General features: G+C 61.0%; 36 protein-coding genes, 3 tRNA genes and 1 pseudogene. 16 read left to right on the top strand and 24 right to left on the bottom strand.

Annotated elements, in window-relative coordinates; genetic code table 11:
* Positions 1-63: 63 nt before the first annotated feature.
* Complete coding sequence (gene folD, locus SJI00_RS02700) at positions 64-918, bottom strand: bifunctional methylenetetrahydrofolate dehydrogenase/methenyltetrahydrofolate cyclohydrolase FolD (protein ID WP_322460202.1); 855 nt, start codon at positions 916-918, stop codon at positions 64-66.
* Positions 919-1,206: 288 nt separating this feature from the next.
* Here folD and SJI00_RS02705 point away from each other — a divergent pair.
* The 3 genes from SJI00_RS02705 to SJI00_RS02715 all read left to right on the top strand — a co-directional run bounded on the left by SJI00_RS02705 (position 1,207) and on the right by SJI00_RS02715 (position 1,584).
* Positions 1,207-1,283: transfer RNA gene (locus SJI00_RS02705), tRNA-Arg, on the top strand.
* Positions 1,284-1,349: 66 nt separating this feature from the next.
* A tRNA-His gene (locus tag SJI00_RS02710) sits at positions 1,350-1,425 on the top strand.
* A 74-nt stretch (positions 1,426-1,499) separates the two neighbouring features.
* Positions 1,500-1,584 (top strand) — tRNA-Leu (locus SJI00_RS02715).
* 9 nt (positions 1,585-1,593) lie between these two features.
* Here the strand turns inward: SJI00_RS02715 and SJI00_RS02720 are convergent.
* The 22 genes and pseudogenes from SJI00_RS02720 to SJI00_RS02825 form a co-directional block, all read right to left on the bottom strand.
* Entirely contained in the window at positions 1,594-2,703 is a 1,110-nt protein-coding gene (locus SJI00_RS02720; protein ID WP_491630662.1) for a tyrosine-type recombinase/integrase, read from the bottom strand.
* Entirely contained in the window at positions 2,589-2,909 is a 321-nt protein-coding gene (locus tag SJI00_RS02725; protein WP_322460204.1) for an excisionase family DNA-binding protein, read from the bottom strand. The genes SJI00_RS02720 and SJI00_RS02725 overlap by 115 nt, the downstream gene beginning before the upstream one ends.
* Positions 2,910-2,948: 39 nt before the next feature.
* Complete coding sequence (locus SJI00_RS02730; protein WP_322460205.1) at positions 2,949-3,446, bottom strand: hypothetical protein; 498 nt, start codon at positions 3,444-3,446, stop codon at positions 2,949-2,951.
* A 51-nt stretch (positions 3,447-3,497) separates the two neighbouring features.
* Positions 3,498-3,692: a hypothetical protein gene (locus tag SJI00_RS02735; protein ID WP_322460460.1), complete on the bottom strand. Its 195-nt coding sequence runs from the start codon at positions 3,690-3,692 to the stop codon at positions 3,498-3,500.
* 14 nt (positions 3,693-3,706) lie between these two features.
* Entirely contained in the window at positions 3,707-3,994 is a 288-nt protein-coding gene (locus SJI00_RS02740; protein ID WP_322460206.1) for a hypothetical protein, read from the bottom strand.
* The gene (locus SJI00_RS02745; protein ID WP_322460207.1) at positions 3,991-4,152 is read right to left on the bottom strand and encodes a hypothetical protein; all 162 of its coding nucleotides are present in this window, start codon (positions 4,150-4,152) and stop codon (positions 3,991-3,993) included. The genes SJI00_RS02740 and SJI00_RS02745 overlap by 4 nt, the downstream gene beginning before the upstream one ends.
* Positions 4,149-4,817: a hypothetical protein gene (locus SJI00_RS02750; RefSeq protein WP_322460208.1), complete on the bottom strand. Its 669-nt coding sequence runs from the start codon at positions 4,815-4,817 to the stop codon at positions 4,149-4,151. The genes SJI00_RS02745 and SJI00_RS02750 overlap by 4 nt, the downstream gene beginning before the upstream one ends.
* Positions 4,814-5,137, bottom strand: coding sequence for a hypothetical protein (locus SJI00_RS02755; RefSeq protein WP_322460209.1), 324 nt, complete (start codon positions 5,135-5,137; stop codon positions 4,814-4,816). Before SJI00_RS02755 ends, SJI00_RS02750 begins: the two co-directional genes overlap by 4 nt.
* A gap of 60 nt (positions 5,138-5,197) precedes the next feature.
* Positions 5,198-5,380 carry a hypothetical protein gene (locus SJI00_RS02760; protein ID WP_322460210.1) on the bottom strand — a complete coding sequence of 61 codons (183 nt, stop codon included), beginning with the start codon at positions 5,378-5,380 and terminating at the stop codon, positions 5,198-5,200.
* Entirely contained in the window at positions 5,377-6,231 is an 855-nt protein-coding gene (locus tag SJI00_RS02765) for a hypothetical protein (RefSeq protein ID WP_322460211.1), read from the bottom strand. The genes SJI00_RS02760 and SJI00_RS02765 overlap by 4 nt, the downstream gene beginning before the upstream one ends.
* Before the next feature lie 8 nt (positions 6,232-6,239).
* Positions 6,240-6,647 (bottom strand): annotated as a pseudogene (locus SJI00_RS02770) (DNA cytosine methyltransferase); the annotation flags it as partial.
* A 547-nt stretch (positions 6,648-7,194) separates the two neighbouring features.
* Complete coding sequence (gene yejK / locus SJI00_RS02775; RefSeq protein ID WP_322460213.1) at positions 7,195-8,205, bottom strand: nucleoid-associated protein YejK; 1,011 nt, start codon at positions 8,203-8,205, stop codon at positions 7,195-7,197.
* 75 nt (positions 8,206-8,280) lie between these two features.
* The gene (locus SJI00_RS02780) at positions 8,281-8,529 is read right to left on the bottom strand and encodes a hypothetical protein (protein ID WP_322460214.1); all 249 of its coding nucleotides are present in this window, start codon (positions 8,527-8,529) and stop codon (positions 8,281-8,283) included.
* 81 nt (positions 8,530-8,610) lie between these two features.
* A complete protein-coding gene (locus SJI00_RS02785; RefSeq protein WP_322460215.1) occupies positions 8,611-8,853 on the bottom strand; it encodes a hypothetical protein in 243 nt (80 codons plus the stop codon).
* Between the two features lie 209 nt (positions 8,854-9,062).
* Entirely contained in the window at positions 9,063-9,323 is a 261-nt protein-coding gene (locus tag SJI00_RS02790) for a hypothetical protein (RefSeq protein WP_322460216.1), read from the bottom strand.
* 17 nt (positions 9,324-9,340) lie between these two features.
* Positions 9,341-9,724 (bottom strand): response regulator transcription factor, encoded by a 384-nt coding sequence (locus SJI00_RS02795; RefSeq protein ID WP_322460217.1) that lies wholly within the window; start codon positions 9,722-9,724, stop codon positions 9,341-9,343.
* Between the two features lie 339 nt (positions 9,725-10,063).
* A complete protein-coding gene (locus SJI00_RS02800) occupies positions 10,064-10,264 on the bottom strand; it encodes a hypothetical protein (RefSeq protein ID WP_322460218.1) in 201 nt (66 codons plus the stop codon).
* A 61-nt stretch (positions 10,265-10,325) separates the two neighbouring features.
* On the bottom strand, positions 10,326-10,511 hold the full coding sequence (locus tag SJI00_RS02805; RefSeq protein ID WP_322460219.1) for a hypothetical protein: 186 nt from the start codon (positions 10,509-10,511) through the stop codon (positions 10,326-10,328).
* Positions 10,512-10,685, bottom strand: coding sequence for a carbon storage regulator CsrA (csrA, locus tag SJI00_RS02810; RefSeq protein WP_322460220.1), 174 nt, complete (start codon positions 10,683-10,685; stop codon positions 10,512-10,514).
* A gap of 58 nt (positions 10,686-10,743) precedes the next feature.
* Entirely contained in the window at positions 10,744-10,920 is a 177-nt protein-coding gene (locus tag SJI00_RS02815) for a hypothetical protein (protein ID WP_322460221.1), read from the bottom strand.
* A 60-nt stretch (positions 10,921-10,980) separates the two neighbouring features.
* A complete protein-coding gene (locus tag SJI00_RS02820; RefSeq protein WP_322460222.1) occupies positions 10,981-11,160 on the bottom strand; it encodes a hypothetical protein in 180 nt (59 codons plus the stop codon).
* Positions 11,161-11,601: 441 nt separating this feature from the next.
* A complete protein-coding gene (locus SJI00_RS02825; protein WP_322460223.1) occupies positions 11,602-12,249 on the bottom strand; it encodes a LexA family protein in 648 nt (215 codons plus the stop codon).
* Positions 12,250-12,359: 110 nt separating this feature from the next.
* Between SJI00_RS02825 and SJI00_RS02830 the strand changes: the two genes are divergently transcribed.
* A complete protein-coding gene (locus SJI00_RS02830; RefSeq protein ID WP_322460224.1) occupies positions 12,360-12,581 on the top strand; it encodes a helix-turn-helix transcriptional regulator in 222 nt (73 codons plus the stop codon).
* On the opposite strand, the gene SJI00_RS02835 is transcribed toward SJI00_RS02830, so the two are convergent.
* Positions 12,570-12,746 (bottom strand): hypothetical protein, encoded by a 177-nt coding sequence (locus SJI00_RS02835; RefSeq protein ID WP_322460225.1) that lies wholly within the window; start codon positions 12,744-12,746, stop codon positions 12,570-12,572. The two genes, SJI00_RS02830 and SJI00_RS02835, sit on opposite strands and share 12 nt — an antisense overlap.
* Here SJI00_RS02835 and SJI00_RS02840 point away from each other — a divergent pair.
* From SJI00_RS02840 to SJI00_RS02895, 12 genes are all read left to right on the top strand, one after another.
* Positions 12,745-13,611: a replication protein gene (locus SJI00_RS02840; protein ID WP_322460226.1), complete on the top strand. Its 867-nt coding sequence runs from the start codon at positions 12,745-12,747 to the stop codon at positions 13,609-13,611. The two genes, SJI00_RS02835 and SJI00_RS02840, sit on opposite strands and share 2 nt — an antisense overlap.
* The gene (locus SJI00_RS02845) at positions 13,601-14,413 is read left to right on the top strand and encodes an ATP-binding protein (protein WP_322460461.1); all 813 of its coding nucleotides are present in this window, start codon (positions 13,601-13,603) and stop codon (positions 14,411-14,413) included. The genes SJI00_RS02840 and SJI00_RS02845 overlap by 11 nt, the downstream gene beginning before the upstream one ends.
* The gene (locus SJI00_RS02850; RefSeq protein ID WP_322460227.1) at positions 14,410-14,826 is read left to right on the top strand and encodes a VRR-NUC domain-containing protein; all 417 of its coding nucleotides are present in this window, start codon (positions 14,410-14,412) and stop codon (positions 14,824-14,826) included. Before SJI00_RS02845 ends, SJI00_RS02850 begins: the two co-directional genes overlap by 4 nt.
* A complete protein-coding gene (locus SJI00_RS02855; RefSeq protein WP_322460228.1) occupies positions 14,823-16,124 on the top strand; it encodes a tyrosine-type recombinase/integrase in 1,302 nt (433 codons plus the stop codon). Before SJI00_RS02850 ends, SJI00_RS02855 begins: the two co-directional genes overlap by 4 nt.
* Positions 16,121-16,453 carry a hypothetical protein gene (locus SJI00_RS02860; protein WP_322460229.1) on the top strand — a complete coding sequence of 111 codons (333 nt, stop codon included), beginning with the start codon at positions 16,121-16,123 and terminating at the stop codon, positions 16,451-16,453. The genes SJI00_RS02855 and SJI00_RS02860 overlap by 4 nt, the downstream gene beginning before the upstream one ends.
* Before the next feature lie 6 nt (positions 16,454-16,459).
* Entirely contained in the window at positions 16,460-16,849 is a 390-nt protein-coding gene (locus tag SJI00_RS02865; RefSeq protein WP_322460230.1) for an antiterminator Q family protein, read from the top strand.
* Positions 16,850-16,975: 126 nt separating this feature from the next.
* Positions 16,976-17,302: an MFS transporter gene (locus SJI00_RS02870; RefSeq protein ID WP_322460231.1), complete on the top strand. Its 327-nt coding sequence runs from the start codon at positions 16,976-16,978 to the stop codon at positions 17,300-17,302.
* Positions 17,299-17,610: a hypothetical protein gene (locus SJI00_RS02875; protein ID WP_322460232.1), complete on the top strand. Its 312-nt coding sequence runs from the start codon at positions 17,299-17,301 to the stop codon at positions 17,608-17,610. The genes SJI00_RS02870 and SJI00_RS02875 overlap by 4 nt, the downstream gene beginning before the upstream one ends.
* 48 nt (positions 17,611-17,658) lie before the next feature.
* Positions 17,659-17,889 (top strand): hypothetical protein, encoded by a 231-nt coding sequence (locus SJI00_RS02880; RefSeq protein WP_322460233.1) that lies wholly within the window; start codon positions 17,659-17,661, stop codon positions 17,887-17,889.
* Between the two features lie 15 nt (positions 17,890-17,904).
* Entirely contained in the window at positions 17,905-18,135 is a 231-nt protein-coding gene (locus SJI00_RS02885; protein ID WP_322460234.1) for a hypothetical protein, read from the top strand.
* 71 nt (positions 18,136-18,206) lie between these two features.
* Positions 18,207-18,416 carry a hypothetical protein gene (locus SJI00_RS02890; protein ID WP_322460235.1) on the top strand — a complete coding sequence of 70 codons (210 nt, stop codon included), beginning with the start codon at positions 18,207-18,209 and terminating at the stop codon, positions 18,414-18,416.
* Between the two features lie 83 nt (positions 18,417-18,499).
* The gene (locus tag SJI00_RS02895; protein WP_322460462.1) at positions 18,500-18,763 is read left to right on the top strand and encodes an HNH endonuclease; all 264 of its coding nucleotides are present in this window, start codon (positions 18,500-18,502) and stop codon (positions 18,761-18,763) included.
* Positions 18,764-18,834: the final 71 nt, after the last annotated feature.

Here is an 18,834-nt window from a genome sequence, read left to right on the forward strand (position 1 = left end):
GGCATCTGCGCCGAGATGCCGTTTTTACTGGCTGAACAGGCCGCTGCGCGGCGCACGATTCCCTTAGGCGTGCAGCTCCTCGGCCGCGAACAGCGTGTTTTCCAGCAGGCAGGCGCGGGTCATCGGACCTACGCCGCCCGGCACCGGCGTGATCCAGCCGGCGCGGGGCAGGGCAGTTTCATACACCACGTCGCCGACCAGGCGGCCGTCTTCCTGGCGGTTGATGCCGACATCGATGACGATGGCGCCTGGCTTGATCCACTCGCCCTTGACCAGCCCGGCCTTGCCGGCAGCGACCACGACCAGGTCAGCGCGGCCAACATGGCCAGGCAGGTCCTTGGTGAAGCGGTGGCATACGGTCACGGTGCAGCCAGCGAGCAGCAGCTCCATCGCCATGGGGCGACCCACGATGTTCGACGCGCCGACGATCACCGCGTCCATGCCATACAGGTCCTGACCTGTGCTTTCGAGCAGGGTCATGATGCCTTTGGGCGTGCAGGGCCGCAGCAGCGGAATGCGTTGTGCCAGGCGGCCGACATTGTAGGGGTGGAAGCCGTCGACGTCTTTGTCCGGGCGGATACGTTCGAGCAGGCTCGAGGCGTCGAGGTGCGCGGGCAAGGGCAACTGCAGCAGGATGCCGTCGATGCTCGAATCGTCGTTGAGACGATCGATCAGCCCGGTCAGGTCGTCTTGGGCGGTGGAGGCAGGCAGGTCGAAAGCCTGCGAAATGAAGCCAACCTCTTCGCAGTCCTTGCGCTTGTGCGAGACATAGACTTGTGAGGCAGGGTCGGTGCCGACCAGGATCACCGCCAGGCCTGGTGTACGCAGGCCCTGCTGGCGGCGCTCAACGACACGTTGAGCGATCTGCTTGCGCAGGTTGGCGGCGATCGCCTTGCCATCGATAAGGTGTGCAGTCATAGACGCGTGTTTAACCATCAAGATGAGAACAGATAAGGGGCGGCATTCTCGCACGACACACCACAAGGGCAAAAGCCGCGTGGTCGGGCAAATCCTCTAACCCCTTCAATAGGCTAAATTTTTTTTAGAAAAGAGTTGACGACCTTGAGGCTCGTCTATAACATTCGTCGCACTTGTCGGGCAGAGCCTAGCACTGGTTAGCAAGGTCAGGCAGAATAAGCAGATTTGCTAGCTTGTTCGGTACGGCTGAAGTTGATTTGCAATCCTACCAGAAAGCAGATTGAATATGTGCCCGTAGCTCAGCTGGATAGAGCATCCGCCTTCTAAGCGGATGGTCGCAGGTTCGAGTCCTGCCGGGTGCGCCACTAAGGCAGCTTTGGCAAGCAAGTGAAGTTTGAACGTAGCACCGCAAAACGTAACACCGCAATATGGTGGGCGTAGCTCAGTTGGTAGAGCGCTGGATTGTGATTCCAGTTGTCGTGGGTTCGATTCCCATCGTCCACCCCATATTCTTCGAAGGCGCCTTGATTGAATAATCTGGCGCCTTTGTTTTAACTGTTGCATGGTTTTAACGGTTGCATGCGGACGTGGTGGAATTGGTAGACACACTGGATTTAGGTTCCAGCGGCGCAAGCTGTAAGAGTTCGAGTCTCTTCGTCCGCACCATATTGTAAATCAAGGGGTTACGAGCTTTAGCAGCGCTCCTCCTTGACTCGCTGGATTATCTCCGTGAACAGAACGTGAACTCTGACGTTCACGACCCTGATCCAGCACTCTCACTGCACTCCTTACTCTGGCCGGCGCCAAGTGCGCATATCGCTCCGTCATCATCACGGTCGAGTGGCCCAGCAGATCCCTGACTTCCGCCAGCGCAACGCCGGCACTGATCAAATGAGCAGCACAGGTGTGCCGCAGATCGTGAATCGTGAAGTCCTCAATCCCCGCTTTGTTGCATGCTTTGTTGAACCCCGTACGGATGCACAGCACACGCTCCCCGTTTCCCCTGGCAAATACCCAAGGTGTCGAGGGGCAATGTTCGGCCCGGTACGCCATCATCTGCTTCAGCGCATCGATCGCGCCATCGTTCAACGGAATGCTGCGGCGCTTGCCGGCCTTGGTGTGCACACCCTCCAAGTAGACGAGCTCGTTGGCGAAATCCACTCGCCTCCACTCCAGCCCCAGCATCTCCTCCTTTCGGCATCCAGTGTTCACCGCCAGGCGGATGAACGACTCAAGCAGCAGGCCAAATTTCTGTGCTCGAGCAGCGCGACAAAGGCTCTCGACCTCAGCGCGTGTCAGCCAGCGCACCCGGCCCTCCGGCTCTCTCATCTTGCGGCCTTTCACTGGGTTCGGCAGGCTCCACTCGTACTCGACGTTGCACCAGTTGATGGCCGCCGACAGCGCCGCCAGTTCCCGGTTGATCGTCGCCGCCGAAACGCCGTCGGCAGTCCGCCTGTCCATGTACGCACGGATGTCCTTTCCCGCTAGGTCATTCATCACCGCGCCTGTAAAATGGCCGCGCAGCGCCTTTACTCTATTGGTCGTTGTTTCGTAGCTGCGCTGGTGCTGGCTGGCGTTGCGCAGATACGGGAGCATCACTTCATTGAAGGATCGGGGCGGGTTCACGCCCCATTCCTTTTCTTTCCAGGCATCCGCCCGGGCCTGCTGCTCTAGTGCTTTTGCCGCCGCGTAATCGGCAGTGCCAGAAGAGCGTCTAACTCTTTTTCCATCTGATTGGGTGACAAAGATCCACCAATAAGGCGAATCGTCTCGTTTGTAGGGCATTCGGGTTCCTCCGACATGCCGCCCGCGGCGCGAATACTATCAGCGGCGGCATCGTCGATCATCTGTTGTAGTTTTTCGGCATGCACCCTGACCCCGCGCTTCATCCAGCGCACGGTCGGTATGCGGCCTTCGATGGCCATCCGGTAAGCGGTGGCCCGGCTGACACAGAGCAGGTCTGCAGCCTGCTCCACGGATATCAGGGACATGGTTGGTTCTCCGGGCCGCTGGCGGCGGCAGGTTGGTGGTCAGGCTGGCGTCTTTGCGAGTACCGCGTCGGCGACCTTGAGTGCCCCCTGGGCATCGTTCACGTAGGCCGGGTCGAAGCCGCCGGCGTAGTGGATGGCGCGCTGGCAGGCGTCGAGCTCTTTGCGTGCCAGGCGCAGTGCCTGCACCCGTTCCTCCTGTAGCTCGCCCTCAGCACGGCCAATGTCCCAGAAGCGCTGGCACCAGTGGCCTTCGGGCGGCGGGGTGCCGTTCTGCTTCCCGCTCACCAGCGCGCCGACAGCAGCATCGCAAATGCCGCGCTTGTAGCCGTTGTCGCCATCCAGACTCAGGCCGCCGCGCCGACGCAGAGTATTCAGCACCTCATCAGCTTCAATGCCTTGGCCTTTCAGCAGGATGTCCTGCTCTGGCTCGCCGGGCATGTAGATGATCAGCGACAGCTTTGCTTCGGGCGGGAGGTGGTCGCTGATCGCTACCAGTGCATCATTGGCAACTTCGTGAAATCGGTGAATTGCGGACATAGAGAATCCTCGCCCGCGCGTATCGGCGGGCTTGAGTAGTCTGGAAGTGGATCAGGGGTGCGGGTAGCCGCTGGAAATGCGGTCGGCGATGCTTTCGAGGCGCTCGGCCATGTACCACATGTCGTTGTTGTCGCGGCGCGATACGACTAGGGAGCGCTGGATGTTTCTGCCAATCAGGATGACAGCGGCCAGGCGAATCAGGCCCGCCTCGATCTTCCGCCGGAGAAATCCTTTGCGCGGGATCACAGCGATGAAGCGCCTCACGACTTACCGCCCGCAGCAAGTGCCTCAGCCTTCAGCGAAGAGTAGGCAACGCCGTCAAGCGCACTGTCCTCATGGAAACTTTCAGGGTTTTGCCACTGACGCACGTCTTTCAGCACTTGAAGCAGAAGCCAGCCTTCTGCCTCAGTGAGGTCGCGGCCGGTGATGGCATTGAACGCCTGGACAGTACGGCCCATGCTTCGCTCGCCGCCTGGTGCGTCGTATTGCTTCCCGCGCTCGGCCTGCACTTCGATAGCCGCCTGCAGGAAATCGATGGATTTCCTCACAGCTCATACCTCTCATCGATCCAGCGCCCAGGCGCCAGTGCGGGTGTAGGTTCGGGTTGTTGTTCGTGCGGGGAGAGCTTGCGGCCGGGTTCGGCGTGCGCCATATGAGCGCTGGCGCTGGTGGCCAGCAGCAGAAGGCAGAGGGCGAGGCGGGTCATGGCTCGATCCTCTTGAGCTCGACTACCCAGACCCAGGGATTGGTACCCCAGCTATCGGCGCCGTTTATCGATCGCCAGAGGCCTGCAAAAGCTTTCGCGGCGTGAGTCTCCAGCGGCGATTTGCCGTCGTCAGGGCCAACCATGTAGCCGCGGCACACTGGAAAGCCGTCATCAGGTCGGAAGTCGACGCCGACGACGCCCTCGGCTAGCGCCTGCTGCTCGTTGATATCCTGCAACCGCTCGACGCGCACGTCGGTGATCTCCAGCAGGATGCGACTGGCCCAGCGAGGCATGTGAATGCTCGGCCTGGTTCGGTCGAATGTGCGAGGGCCAGCCGTCTCAGGCTGCGGCATGACCTTGGCCTGGTAGTCTCCGTCGGCCTGGTAACGGACGCATGCCTGACTATCGCCAACCTTGCCGGTAGAGATTTTGTGTGTCTCCCTCACCCACAAGCGATCGCCAGGTCGGCCGTATGGGCATTCAGGGTTGCGCTTGGTCGGGTTGGGATGGCGAATGAATGGCTGGCCAAGGCCGTAGCTGCCGATATCGCCCTTCGTGCGGGGCTGCACCTTCACAGCTCGACGGGTGACCGTCTTCCGGCCGTCCAGAATCGCGCGCACCATCGGCGCGCTGAACAGGATCGGGCGTTCCTTGGGCTGACTCATGAAGTCACCTCGTGGCGAACCCACACGCAGATCGGGCCGTCCTCTGTGTCATGGATGGAGAAGATGAACCAGCCATTGCCTGCCGGCCGGCTCGGGTTCCAGGTGGTGCACTCTGCGGTACCGTCGTGGTACCAGGCCGCTTGCAGGGTCTCGGATGCGTCGTTCTCGAAATCAACCTGCTTGATGTCCAGCTCCCGGTCATAGAACCAGGAGTAGGGTATTAATTCATCGTCGGTGGAGGGCCAGGCTGGGTGGGTCCAAAAGCCGTTTTCATCGCGTACAACCGGCACCGGCTGGATCAGCTTCATTTCTTCAGGCACGGGGATTCCTTTGCCGCCATATCGCGGCAGTGAATAGAGGGGAGAGGGGTTACAGCAGATTCAGGGGTGAGCTACTGGACGACGACCGTCTAATCCAGTGCGCATTGCGTAATTAACCGCGTTACGGATGCCTTCGCCCAAATAGCGATCCAGCAGCTTCCACGATACCTTGCAGGTTCTGAGCTCCATGGCGAGCGCCAAGGTTTCGGGGTCGAAGGCCGGGATGCGTCCCGGGCGCTTCATGGCTTGCGCTCCAGGGCGGCGCGGGCCCTGGCATAATCCGGGTAGTCCGACAGCATTTTTTCAACGCTGTCACATTCACCGCCAAGTCCCGTTATCCGGTCGTAGCCAGCTTGCACCGCACTGCGATATGAGCACGTCATGGACTTCAGGAGGTCGCGCATCTCGTCGATCTCAACCGGGGCGCTCGGCTCTGCGCTGGCGGATAGATCGTTGAAGAGAGCAACTTGAGCTTCGCCCGGCTTGCCGGCCTTCAAGTGACCGAGCACCTTTTGCAGCAGCGCATCCCGCTCGGCCAGCCGGGCGCGCAGCCGCTCTACCTCGGCAGGGTCGGCCACCGTAGCACTCGGGTAGCGATCATCGCGGCTGTTTCGCGCCACCCTGACGAACAGGTGCGCATTCCACGACTGTGAAATCTGCTCGAAGCGGCGCAGCGCAGCCGGTCTGGCTCCGGCACCGGAGAAGTGCTCATCCGCCCGGTCGTGATCGTCGAACACGATGATGTGCGGGCACTCTTCGGGGACGGCCAGCGATGCAGGTCCGGCAGGGTCGGCGTGGGTGTAAAGCGGCCCTAGCTCGGCTATCTTGTCGAGACATGCGTTCCAGGCGCTAGCCTTCAAGTTGTCAGCTGTGTTTCCAAGGCCATTCCACTGGCGCCGCGCAGGCAACGCCACCGGCTCGCCCTGGTGCTGCTGGGATGGCTGGGCAAGCATCCCGCGAATAACGAACAGCGCTTCGTGACTGTGGATGCTGATTCGCTCTTTATCGATGTACTTGTTGTTGGTAGCGCGCTCCAGAAGATCGCGCGGAACGCTGACCATCCCTGTACTGCTGGATCGGTTTTCTGTGGGCATGGGATACCTCAAGCTGAGCGTTCGAGTTGTTGTAGGAGGCGTTGGCCGATCCACCGCACGACGGGGACGGCTTTGCTGTTGCCGATCGCCTTATAGCGCGGGCCGTCTGGGCACAGGCCGGTAACACGACCGCGATATGGGATCAGCGTGTAGTCATCAGGGAATCCCTGAAGCCGTTCGCACTCGCGGGGAGTGAGTCGGCGAACTTGGTTACCACCTACCAGCATCTCAGCCTCGGTGACGGGGTTGCTGTTGTTCCGCTGGTTGCCCGCTCTCAGAGTGGGGGAGAGCTCTGCAACAATCGGCTGCCCGCGCCCGGTACCGTCTTCGCTGGCGTCGAAACCTTCAGCCTTCAGGGTATGGGTGATGTCGCCGGTGATGCACACTGCCACCTGACCGCCAGCATTGGGGGAACTTGGAGCCGTGGTACCGGATCACCGGCGCTGAAAGGGTCATGGCTTGCTCCATGCATGCAGGCGCCGCCCTCGCCGGGCAGGCGTTATCTTTGAATACGGGAAGGCGCTGGAATTCTGATTCAGCTGAGATAACCTGTGATGGCCAATCAGCTGAAAAGGAATTTGCTCTATGTCGACCCAAAAGCAAGGTGACGAGCTTCACGCTATGAGGATCAGGAAGCTTGAGGCAGACATTGCTGATTCGCGTAGAGTCGGTATTGATGTGCGATTCATGCACCTGTCAGCGTTATCGCCGAACAGCCGGCCGGATCACGTTGCGCGGCACGGGGAACTGTTCACGGGTGAAGAAATGCTCCAGTGGTGGTCTGTCGACGGCAACAGCAGCGGCTGTCGCTGTTCGTGTACTCCCGTACTCGTAGACGAGCACGGTGAACCTCGGACGCCAGGTCTTATAAAGCGCGCTAAGTCAATGTTGAATGACTATAAGGCAAAGTACTGTGGCGGCATTTAGCGCCTCACTTTATAAACCAGAGGCGCTTGGACTGGTTTATGCAGCGCTGGCGCGCTTCAGCTGATCCATCAGTTGAGTTGGCAGGCCCTTGATCGTCAGGCATGCGTTCTCTTTGTCAAACTCGACGCGCTTGCCCAGCAGGTGGGCCTCGAAGCTGATCGACATACCTTCGGCGCGGCCGGTGTAGCGCCGAAATTGGTTGAGCGTGCGCTTGTCGGCGGGGATCTCGGCCGACAGTCCGTAATCCTTGTTGCGAATGTGCTCGAAGAATGCACGCGGGCGGTCTTCGTCGATCAGGCTGGAGAGCTCGTCGATAGTGATCGGTTCGCCAATCTTGATCTGGCTTGCGGCGTACTCGACCAGGGTGTGCGTCTTTTCCCGGGCGATGTCCTCGTGCATGTCCTCACTTTCAACGAAGTCGCTGAATGCCTTGAGCAGGGTCCGAGTTTCACTTGGGCCGTCGACACCCTCCTGACAGCCCAGGAAGTCGGCGAAGTAGGCGCTTGCCTTCCGTCCACCTTTTGACTTGATGAACGAAATGTATTGGCGCGAGGCAGGGTTGCTCTTCCACTCGCTGATGTTGATCCGGGCGGCGAGTTGCAGTGCGTTGGTGTCGAGGTGGCGGGAGACCGACACCGTCAGGTCTTCACCGATGGTCACTGTCTCGACCTGCTGCAGGATGGCGATCGTCAGGTACTCAGTCATGCCCTGCTGGTAGAACGCGAAAAGGACGTGCCCGCCGACCGTAAGATTCGATTCTTCCATCAAGCGAGTCAGGTGCTCGACGGCGATGCGCGTGAATTCGATGAACTCCATTTTGCCACTGACGAACTTGCTCAGCCAGCCGCTGAGGGGGTAGGCGCCAGACTCGCCGTGGAAGAAGCCCCAGGCCTTGCCGGTCTTGGCGTTGTAGGTGCCGTTCAAGTCGAAGAGCAGACCGTCGATGGCCTCGCTGGTAGGCAGACTGTGGTTGGCGAGGTGAAGCGCGGCAGGGCTACCGTCCGGCTTCTTGTCGATGAAGTGCATCACTGCGTGGCGAATGGGCATGGGTGTTCCTCCGGTGCCGGTTGGCGGCGTGGTGGCAGAGTGTTCTCGGATTGATCAGGCTGTCACAGCGGACTGTCACGCGAGGTGCGTGAGGTCTGCCAAGTGCTCGTCTGCGAGGCGGTCGGCGCCATGAATCAGGCGTGAAATCAGGTCTTGCTCTTCTTCAATTCCAGCTCGGGCCATTACGCGTTTCAGCGCCTTGTCCGTGCTGTGGTAGAGGTCCGTGACAATTCTGCGTGACAGCAAGCGTGCCTCCCGCTCTTCTGCGGTCAGCTTGTCGCGCTCCCGCTGTTCCTTCTTGCGCTGGGCCGGCGTCTTCGCCATTTTTGAGTGCTCCAATACCGCTGGGCGGCAGGTTGAGATGCTGCTGGCGCCGGCCGTGCCGCGCGCGGTTGGAAATTCGGTTCATGCGGACCTGCGCCACTTGGGGAAGTCGATGCCGTACTGGGTGATCAGCTTGCTCAGCTGCTGATTGCTGATGCCCAGCACCTTGGCCACTACGTCCCGGCTGAGCTTGGTTTGTGAGTAGATGCGAATTCGGTCGATCAGGGCCTCGCGTTCAGCGGCCTTGGCCTGTCGCTTCCAGAAGCGTTCAGCCTTCTGCGTGTTGGCTGCATGGGCGTGGCTCGTCGCAGATACTCGGGGCACTGGCGGGGGCGGCGTTACCAGTTGGCTGACTGGCTGCTCCGGTACCGGCGCCGGTTGAGGGTCTGGATAGTTGCGAAAGCTGGGCCGTCTCGGCGTCGACCCAACGCCGCTGCACTGCTGAATCTGCCCGCCTCGGGCCAAGAACTGGGCCACGCTGGCCGCCAGTTCAGCCCGCGCCTTTTCGTGCTGCTCGGGAACGTTTTCGCCGATCACTGCAGGCCTCGCTTGCTGGCCGCGCCAGCCTCCATCGCCGAGGCGAAGTGCAGCGCCGCGCGGTAAGTGAAGGCAAAGCCCTGCACGGCGCCGGTGGCCATGTCGATGACGTCCCAGGCCGGACCTTGGCTTGCCACTTGGTAACGTGGCGCACCGAGCTTTGCGCGGGTCTCTACCCGCAATGTCTGGCTGCGCTCGAGCAGAGCGGCGAGCACGGCCAGTTTTTCCTGAAAGGCAGGATGGATTGCTGTCTGCATGGGTGACCTCGAGCGTGTCAGGCGTGGTGATCGAAGGCGTAGGCCTTTCGAGCGATTCGGGTTTCGACGAAGCGGCGTTCCGGCGCGCGTCGGTCGCGGCGTATGGGGTCGGTGTCGCCCAATGCGGCGTGCATGGCCAGCAGGCCAGCCAGCACTAGGCACAATGGGCTGATGATCTGGCGGCTCATGGCCTTGGTGACCGCTTCGATGCGGCGCCCGACCTCGAGCTTGAACAGCACCGTTTCGATGCGGTTGGCGGCAGTGCCCGGGCTGATGCCCATGCGCCGCGCAATTTCCTTGGTAGTCAGGCCCTGGGCGACCCACAGCAGGGCCTCCAGTTCGCGAGGTGCCAGCGCTTGTCCGAGCTGGCCTGTCCATGTACCGCAGGTGATCTTTTCCATGATTGGTCTCGGGGACTGCATTGGTCAGGCGCCAGGCGAAGGTGACCAAACCCTGTGCCGCGGTTGAGGCACAGTCCTGGCGCCTGCCAATGCAGTCGAGGGTTAAAGGGGAGGGGTGATGCAGGGGGCCGCATTGCGCGGTGCAGAATCATCCGCATCGGGGTGTGATCTGTCGTCCGGGGTAGCCAGTCCGGATTTTTGGGCAGAGCCTGCTAGATCACCTGCCACTCCAAGGGCGGCATATGTTTTCAGGTGCAGACAGATCACACCCCGATGCGGCCTGCGATGGGTGAGCAGGGCATCGGGCAGTTAACGTCAGGCGGACGTGGCGCTGGTTGTTCAGTTGACGATCTTGATCGGGGTGAAGCGAGATGGGCTCCAGTCGCACGACTCGTCTTCTGGGATGTGCCCGAACATCATCGTGCAGCGGCGGCAATGGGCGCAGTCGCCGCAGGTTTTGCCTTCGGGCAAATTCATCTTGTCTTTGTTGTTAGCAGAGCGCGGGTATGGTGCCCGCTGTGCGGTGGCCGTCATGGTCATTTCTTCGATCTCCAGTGGATTCCCCCTGATGCGCCCCGCATGAGGCGCACCGGGCAATCGTCTAGCGGAAACGGGCCTCCAGCTCGGCCTGCACGGTCTGCAGGTCTTTGATCAGCTCCAGACGCTGCTCGCCGGACAGCAAATGGGCGGCATACAGCAGGCCTTCGTACAGCGGGCTATTCTCGAGCGACATGACGTGCTTGCCGTTCTCCCTCACCTTGATGTCCACGAGTTGGGCATCGGCCATTCACGCAACCGCCTGCGCCTTGATGCGCTCATGGATCTCTTCGCGGTGCACCGCCACCTCTGCCGGCGCTTCGATGCCGAGCTTCACTTGGCCGCCGTTCACCTGCAGCACGGTCACACGAACGTTGTCGTTGATCACAATGGTTTCGCCTGCCTTGCGAGTCAGTATCAGCATGGTCCTACTCCTTGGTTGGTTTCCCGTCTGGCCCGCGGCGGCAGGCCAGCCAGTGAAATCAATCGAAGCCGGGCTTCGCGCCCAAGCGCATATCGCGCTCACGCACCATCGCCTCGGCGTAGTCGAACGACTGCTTTGCGATTTCGGCCGGTGGGATGGGGCCGGTACCGGAAAGCAGGCCGATCATTGCAGCGATGGCGAGGCCCTCGAGGTCTTCGTGTTCAGTTCGGGTCATGGTGTTGCTCCGGTGGGTTGGTTTCCCGTCTGGCCCGCGGGAGCAGGCCAGCCAGTGAAATCAGGCCGCGCGCACTTTGCAGGCGCGGGCCATCAGGTGTTTGCCGTCTACGTCCACCACCAGGTAATCGCCACCACCGCGGCCGGTACCGCGATTTTCCGTTTTGACGTACTTCCCTTGACGGTCGGTGCCGCGAGGGTTGGTGAGGATGACGGCTTGGCCTTTCGTGAACTCGCTCATGAGAGCTCCTTTGCTGTTGGGGTGGTTTCCCATCTGGCCCTGCTGCCAGGGCCAACCGGTGAAACCTGTCCAAACCATGCCGTGCCGCGGCTATCCCCACCTGGCCAGGTCACACATTTCGTGAGCGGTGTTGTTCCTGGCTGGCTGCATGGTTTGGCGTCCTCCCAATGAGGGGAGGCCGGCAGCTGTCCAGAGGCTGCGTGGTCGACGACTTAGCTTGTCCCGACCCAGGTGATGGCCTGGGTGCGTCGAGGTGGTCACGTCGGGTTGTGTAAAGAGCTAGCGTCTTCAACGCCTCGGGAATGAAAGCATCGCGATGGATTAAACATTACGCTGCGTAATATTACAGGTCAATACCCTCCGTAATGTTTTTTCTGGATGGCGTAAAAAAGCCCGCTTCTTAGCGGGCTTTCACACTTGCTTGGCTGGGGCTTTGTGGTGCTACACGAACACCGCAGTGGGCATCTTTCCGTCTAGCACGGTGCCAACGATCTCCCAGGATTCATCCAGCAGCTTCGTGCTGTAAGCGGGATTGAGGGGGCGAAGGTACAGATCACCAGCATCGCGGGCCAGTTGCTTAAACGTGGCTTCATTTGTCGTAAGCATTCGCGCTACCACGAACTGTCCAGGCCGCGGTTCTATGTCAGGAGCAACCAAAACCAACGTACCCTCAGGGAAGGAGGGTCCAGACGTAGAAGTCATTGAGCTGCCTGTGACCCTGAGCCAGAAAGCATCATCCCCGGCCCATACGTCAGAGGAGTGATGAGGGCATAACGCAACGTTCAACACTTCAGTAGCTTCCCTGGCTATGCCTGCTTGGACCCAACTGATCTCCGGATAGCTGAACGACCGCGACGGCTGGGGCGCCATTCGGACATTTGAATCAGGATGAATATCCATTTCAATGCCCATTTGAGGGAGACCCAAATAGCTCAGGACCTGGCTGATAACCTCAAGGGAAGGCTCTCTCCTACCGCTCAGCCAATGGGCTACACCACCCTGGCTGACGCCCATGTGTTCGGCGAGCTTCTCCTGAGTGATCTCGCGTTCCTTCATCCTGGCTCTGGCCAGTTCGTACCATTTTTTCATGCGGTAATTATTACGGCCTGTGGGGTAGGCGCCCACTGACAGGGCGTAATGTCTCTTGCAGTGTCGCATTACCGAACGTAATATCGGCTGCACGCTACTGGAGATCCTCTATGTCGAACATCAAAAATATCCGCGAACGCTTGCGCATGACCCAGGCCGCGCTGGCCCTTGCGGTTGGTGTTACGCAGAGCGCAATCGCCCACTACGAAAACGAGCGGCGAAAGCCTGGCCTTGAAGAGTGCAGAAAAATCGTGGCCGCCTTCAATGGCCAGGGCGCCGGCGTGACCCTTGATGAGGTGTTCCCTCCTGGCAACGCTCTGTCAGCCGCATAAGTCACCGAGCTTGTTCCCATCGGTGCTGGATTGGATTTTGCGGCCAGCGGCCCTGCGCCGAAAGGTGCCCGACACGACTGGTTTTCCATCCAGTTGCCAAATCTCAGCCACAAAAAAACCGCCTGGCAGGGCGGCTTCTTCGACAGCAAATACGAGATGGATCATGACAAATATCACCCACATTGACAAGTCCAGGGGGTTCACCCGTATGGACAACCAGATGATGGATGGCCTGATGGCTATCGATCTGTCGGCGCGCGAGATGAAGATCGTTCTGTACGTGGCCAAGGTCACTTTGAACTTCTCGGCCGGCGCCCAGCGAATCCCGGCAACGGACATTGCCAAGGCGACCCACATCCATCCTGATACGGTGTCCAAGGCCGTCTCCAACCTGCTGCGCCGCCGGGTACTGTACCGGGAAGGTGGTGCGCGCGGCGACATCGGGGTTTGCGACCCAAAAGAGTGGGTCTATGTCGCAGAGCCGAAACAGACCAAATCGCCCGAGTCGGCTCAAGTCGTCCGAATCGGATGCGGTGCGAAACAGACCGAAATCGACGAGTCCCTTCTCTATTCCAAGAAACAAACCCCCTATGTAAATCTTCCTTCGGAAGATATTACATGCCCCCCCAAAGCTCCCCCGAAGCCTGTCAAGGCTGACCGAAAGAAAGTTTTCGGCATGGCCCAGTTGCTGGCTGATAACCCTCACGGCTTGGCCGAACCGCTGCTAGCCGACTGGCTAACTCTTCGCAAGGCGAAGAGCGCAGGCGTAACCCCAACGGTGTGGGAAGCCCTGAACGCTGAACTTTTGAAGTGCGCAGGCTTGGGTATCGCCGCTGACGTTGCTCTGACCGAGGCGCTCACGGCCGGATGGCAAGGATTCAAAGCCTCTTGGGTTGCAAAGCGTCTGGCTGAACAAGGGGCGCATGCATCGGCTCCTAGAGCCCCTAACCAGTCTCCTCACCACGGCTTCGACAATCGCGATTACACCGCCGGCCTGGTCCAGCGCGAGGACGGTACCTATGCGCCATGATTCGGTGATCACCATGTCCGAAGTGCGAAACGCTGCCGGCTTCCGTGTCCAACCCGCCACCTGTGATCATCATGGTGATTTCGAGCAGCGTGTGACACAACTGATGGGCCGCGAGATCGTTGGGCGCTGCCCGGAGTGCGAGAAGGCGGCAAATGCTGACCGCGAAGCCAAGCGGCTGGCCGAAGAGAGCCGGCAAAAGCGCGAGCAGATGGCCCGTAAGTTGGGATCGGCGCTGATCCCCAAACGCTTCATTGATCGAACCCTTCAAACCTACCGTGTCGAGAACGAAGGGCAACGCAGGGCGCTGGCCTATTGCACACGCTACGTGGCTGCGTTTGAAGAGATCGAGCGCACCGGTCGGTGCCTGATGCTGTTGGGCAAGGTCGGCACCGGGAAAACTCACCTGGGCGCGGGCATGGCCAACGAGCTGATGCGCACCACCTCAGCCACTGCCGTTTACAGAACCGTTGGCTCAATCCTGCAATCGATCCGCGCCACCTACGACCGCGACAACGAACAGTCCGAGGCAGACATCCTGTCGAGCCTGATCGAACCTTCGCTGCTGGTGCTGGACGAGGTGGGTGCCAGTAAAGAGCATCCAAGCGACTTCGAGCTGACCACGCTGTTTTCCATCATCAACGGCCGCTACGAGCAGATGCGCCCGACTGTGGTGATTTCCAATCTCGATACGCAACAGCTGCGTCACGCCATGGGTGAGCGAAGCTACGACCGCCTGCGCGAAGGCGGTGGTGTGGTAGTGCCATTCGGGTGGGAGTCACAGCGCGGCAAGGAGGATTTTTGAAGCCAGCTCCTTTCAAGCAACGGACCGCCCGCGCCAAGCCAGTCGACCGCGAGGGGCAGGAGCAGGCCGCGCTGATGACCGAAATTAAGCTTAGGTACCCAGAGGTGTTTGCTCACCTGCACCACACGCCGAACGGCGGGCACCGAGCGATAGCCGAGGCCAAGCGGCTGAAGGCCCAAGGCACAAAGGCTGGCATCCCTGACCTGCAGCTGACCATGGCGCGGGGCGGCTACTTCGGCCTGTTCATCGAGTTCAAAGCCACGATCCAGCCGGCTCCAGTTTCACCTGAGCAGCATGCCTGCATTGGGCGTCTGAACGGGGAAGGCTACCTGGCAGTTGTGTGTATCGGTCACTTCGATGCAATGGAGTGCCTGCGGGCCTACATGGCACTGCCTCCAACGGTGGCCGCATGACCGCCACCCGCGAAGTGAAGTTCACCGAGGCCGAGGTCCGCCGCCAGTCCGCCGACCGCTCCGTGCGTGATCTGCGCGACCCGCGCCACCCCGGCCTGTACCTGCGCTTCTGGACCGACCGCACCCGCGCCACGTGGCACCTGGTGCGCGGTAAGCGCTGGGTACCGGTCGCGCGCTGGCCCGAGCTGAGTGTCTCGGCGGTGCTGGCCGAACTGCCCGCCATCCGTCAGCGCCTGTTGCGTGACCCGGCCACGGCGCCGATCGCCGCCGGCATGGCGACCGTGGGCCAGATGCTGGAGTGGTACGGCGACCGTATGGTCCGCGACCGCTCGTTGTCGGCCAAGCGCAAGGCCGGTGCCCGTTCAGCTATCGCACAGCACCTCGTCCCGTGCCTGCGCGACCTGCTGCTGGCGGACGTCACCGCCGACACGCTGGATAAGCAACTGATGTGGCCGTGCCAGGCCAAGGTGTCTGTGTCCTACCTGCGGCAGATGTTCGCGCTGCTGCTGACGGCCATGCGCCAGGCCTTGAAGCTCGGACTGATTGACACAAACCCCATGGCCGGCATGCGCTTCAGCGACTTCACCAAGGCTCGCATCCTGCCCAAGGCGGCGCGCCTGCGGGGTGTGCAGCTGGCCGACCTGATGCAGCAGCTGGTCCAGGCCTTCGACAGTGACCCTGGTGACGCCATGCTGGCGCTGATGATGCTGGCCCACGGCACGCGCATCGGCGAGACCCGCATGGCGCGCTGGGACGATGTCTCCCTGGCTGCCGCTGAGTGGTTCATCCCCGCCGCCAACACCAAGACCCGCACTGAGCACCGCCTGCCACTGACCAAACAGATCCGCGCGCTGCTGATTCGGTACCGGGCCGGCCAGCAGGCCGAAAGCTACCAGGGTGTGTACCTGTTCCCGAACCGTCGAGGCCTGCACTTGAGCGAGAGCCAAGCCAGCATGGTGTTCACCCGGCTGGGGCAGGGCGCCTGGACCAGCCATGACCTGCGCAAGGTGTCGCGCACCACCTGGACCGACCTGGGCATCGACGGGCACATCGGCGAGATGCTGCTGAACCACACACTCGGGAAGATCGCCAGCACCTACATCCACACCCAGGCCATGGAGCAGCGGCGTGCGGCGCTGGAGAAGTGGCACGGCTGGTTAGACGGTATTGGGTTTTCGGCGGCCCACGGCCTTACAGAGACCTTATCCGAGATTTCGCAGAATCCTGCGCAGCTAGCGGAACACATGGCCTGCAACGGCCTTACCGAATTTGTAATTAGCGAGGATTCAAAACGATGAAAAGGAGCCACGGGCCCGCCTTGCGGCGTGAGCTCAAGTTCATAGTCGAGTGCAACTGCTGTGGGGGCAAAGGCACCTACAGCGGCGTATTCCACCAGATGGAGTGTCCGCGTTGCCTGGGGTTAGGGTGGATTTGCGGGCACACGCTGAATCAGCTTTCGGCGAGCGACATCGTCCCGGTGCTCAATCACTGGTTGAAGGATGCGCTGAGCGAGGTCGCAAAAGCACGGCAGCTGCTTGGCACTGACAAGCCAGCACTAGGTCCCGAGCAACAGTACCGAGAGAACAACCGCCGCGGCGCCGGCGGAACGAACTACACCGGGGATTGAGAACGAATGAAGAAGCGAACCTACACCGACAAGGCGATGGGCGACACCGCGTACATGCTCGAGCAGTGGGGCTGGTGGCGCATGGATGGAATGGGGATACCTCAGTACGTCTGCCCGCTCTACGCGCTGATGCGCGACAACATCCCCTCTGTCGGTGGCGCCAAGCAATACGTCATCACTGATGACCTGGCCCTGGCCGTTGACGGTGCCGTGGGTCGCCTGACCCGACGCAACGCACAGATGGGCGGTTTCATCTGGCTGTACTACGGTGCCAAGTGGCCTGCGCTTCGGATAGCCAGGGAGCATGGGATCGGGGAGGCGAAGGCGCGAGAGCTGATCAACACCGGCGTGGCATGGATCGACTGCGCGCTGGAGCAGCTGCGCGAGGCTGCATAAAAAGCTTTCCGCGCGGATAAACCCCTGTTTTCATAGCAGCGTGTCCAGCTTGAAACAGCGCGACACAGTGAAGCCCTGGCCCCGAAAGCCGGGGCTTTTTCGTTCATGCACAGCAAGAGGTCGAGCATGGATTTCTTTCACCGCTGGCTCGATAAGCTCGACTGGGCCATCGCGGGCTTGCTCGGCGCCCTGGTCGCCACCCGTTGGCACAAGGACGATCTGCTGGACCGCAAGGCCTGGTTGCTGTTCCTGCTCACCGGCATGGCCTGCGCCCACTACCTGACTGGCATGGTCAGCGCCTATTTCGGCATCACTGAGCCGCGCAGCGTTGCAGGCGTGGGCTTCCTGCTCGGCACGTTCGGTGGCTCGCTGATCGCAGCCGTGACCCGTGCCATCAAGGCCGCCGATCTCTGGTCTGTCATCAGGTCCAAGTTCGGAGGGCCGACACCATGATCATCGAGTATGTCAACGCAGCCGCCGCCGGCGTCATCGCGCTGTGGGCATCCTGGGCAGTTTTGAGTGGCCGAGTACGTGACGGTGTAATCGGCAAGATTCTTTACGCAGTCATCGCACTGAGTGGCTACGCCATCCTGGCCCGGTCGGACCGCATGTTCTTCACCCCAAACACGGCCGGCGTGACGATGCACGTCGCCCTGGCTCTGGCCGGTATCCGCCACATGTTCGTTATAACCTACTGGCCGCGAGTCAAACGCTGGATCTGCCGGCGTCTGGACTGCGACCTGTGCAAACGGTCGAACTGATCCGCGCCACAAAATCGACATGCGCCCTTTCGTGGCGCGGAGGCACAGATGAACCGACAGCAGATCGCGACCGCGTACAGCCTTTTCCATGAGCGCGACCGAGTGCAGCGCCGACTTGACACGGTGCTGAGCGGCAAGGGCGTGGCACTGGCCATCACCGGAGACTACCAAGACGAGGGTGTGCTGCATTCGGTTACTGAGCCACTGGCGGATCACTTCAGAGCTGAGCTGGCGGCGATCGATGAACGGCTGATTCTGATGGGCTGGAACGGCGAGTAGCGCAGGGAGCAGACGATGGCCAGAACACGAGCGCCTTACACACCCTGCAAGCTCTACGTGGACGGCGCCGATGGCATCGCGGTCGGTGACTACATCACCACTGCTGCCGGTTCGGCATACCTGGTGCAGACGCTAAGGGTTAGCCGCACCCGGCCAGAGCGCAAGCATATGGACTGCCTGCGCTGGCCAATCGCCGAGGTGCCTGCAGATGCCCGGCGCTACCGGATGACCTGGTACAAACGATGAGGGGTAGGCCATGGCCTGTAACGGATGCGCCGCCCGGCGCGAGTGGTTGAAGAAGTGGACGAAGGTGGCCCATGAACGAGCAAGCAGTCTCTTTGCTGCAGCAGATCCTGCACCAGCAACAGGAGCAGACGAAACTGATGCGGACGCAGAACAACCTGCTTCAAGCGATCTCCGACCAGAACCTGACCCTGATTGACGCCCTTGCCGATGAGGCCGACGACGATCCGGACAGCCCTCCAGCGCACTACTTGGACGGCACGCCAGTGCAAGGAGGTCTGTGATGGGCCGACTCCCTACTTTGAAGCCGCGGCTCCAGCCAGTTGAAGGCCGCAAGTTGTCCACCACCAATACCTCTGAGCGCCGGATGACAGGCAGCAGGTTGCAGGCCCGGCGCTTGCGGCTCTGGCAGGCCTCGCCGCAGTGCGCTGAATGCGGCCGAGTTGTCGACTACCCGAGTGGATTTGAGCTTGATCACCGCGTCCCGCTCCACCAGGGCGGAGCAGACACGGACAACAACTGCCAGATTCTCTGCTGCGGACCTGGGGGCTGTCATCTGCGCAAGACGGTGGCCGAAGGTGGCGAGGTGGGAGTGCACCGATCCAACCCGAGGGCAAATTTGGGGAGTTGACGTGCTACATGTCGGGGGTTTGGCGTGCTACATCAGGGGAGTTGACGTGCCACATCGGGCCATTGACGTGC

Source organism: Pseudomonas gebzensis, assembly GCF_034427815.1.
GTDB lineage: Bacteria > Pseudomonadota > Gammaproteobacteria > Pseudomonadales > Pseudomonadaceae > Aquipseudomonas.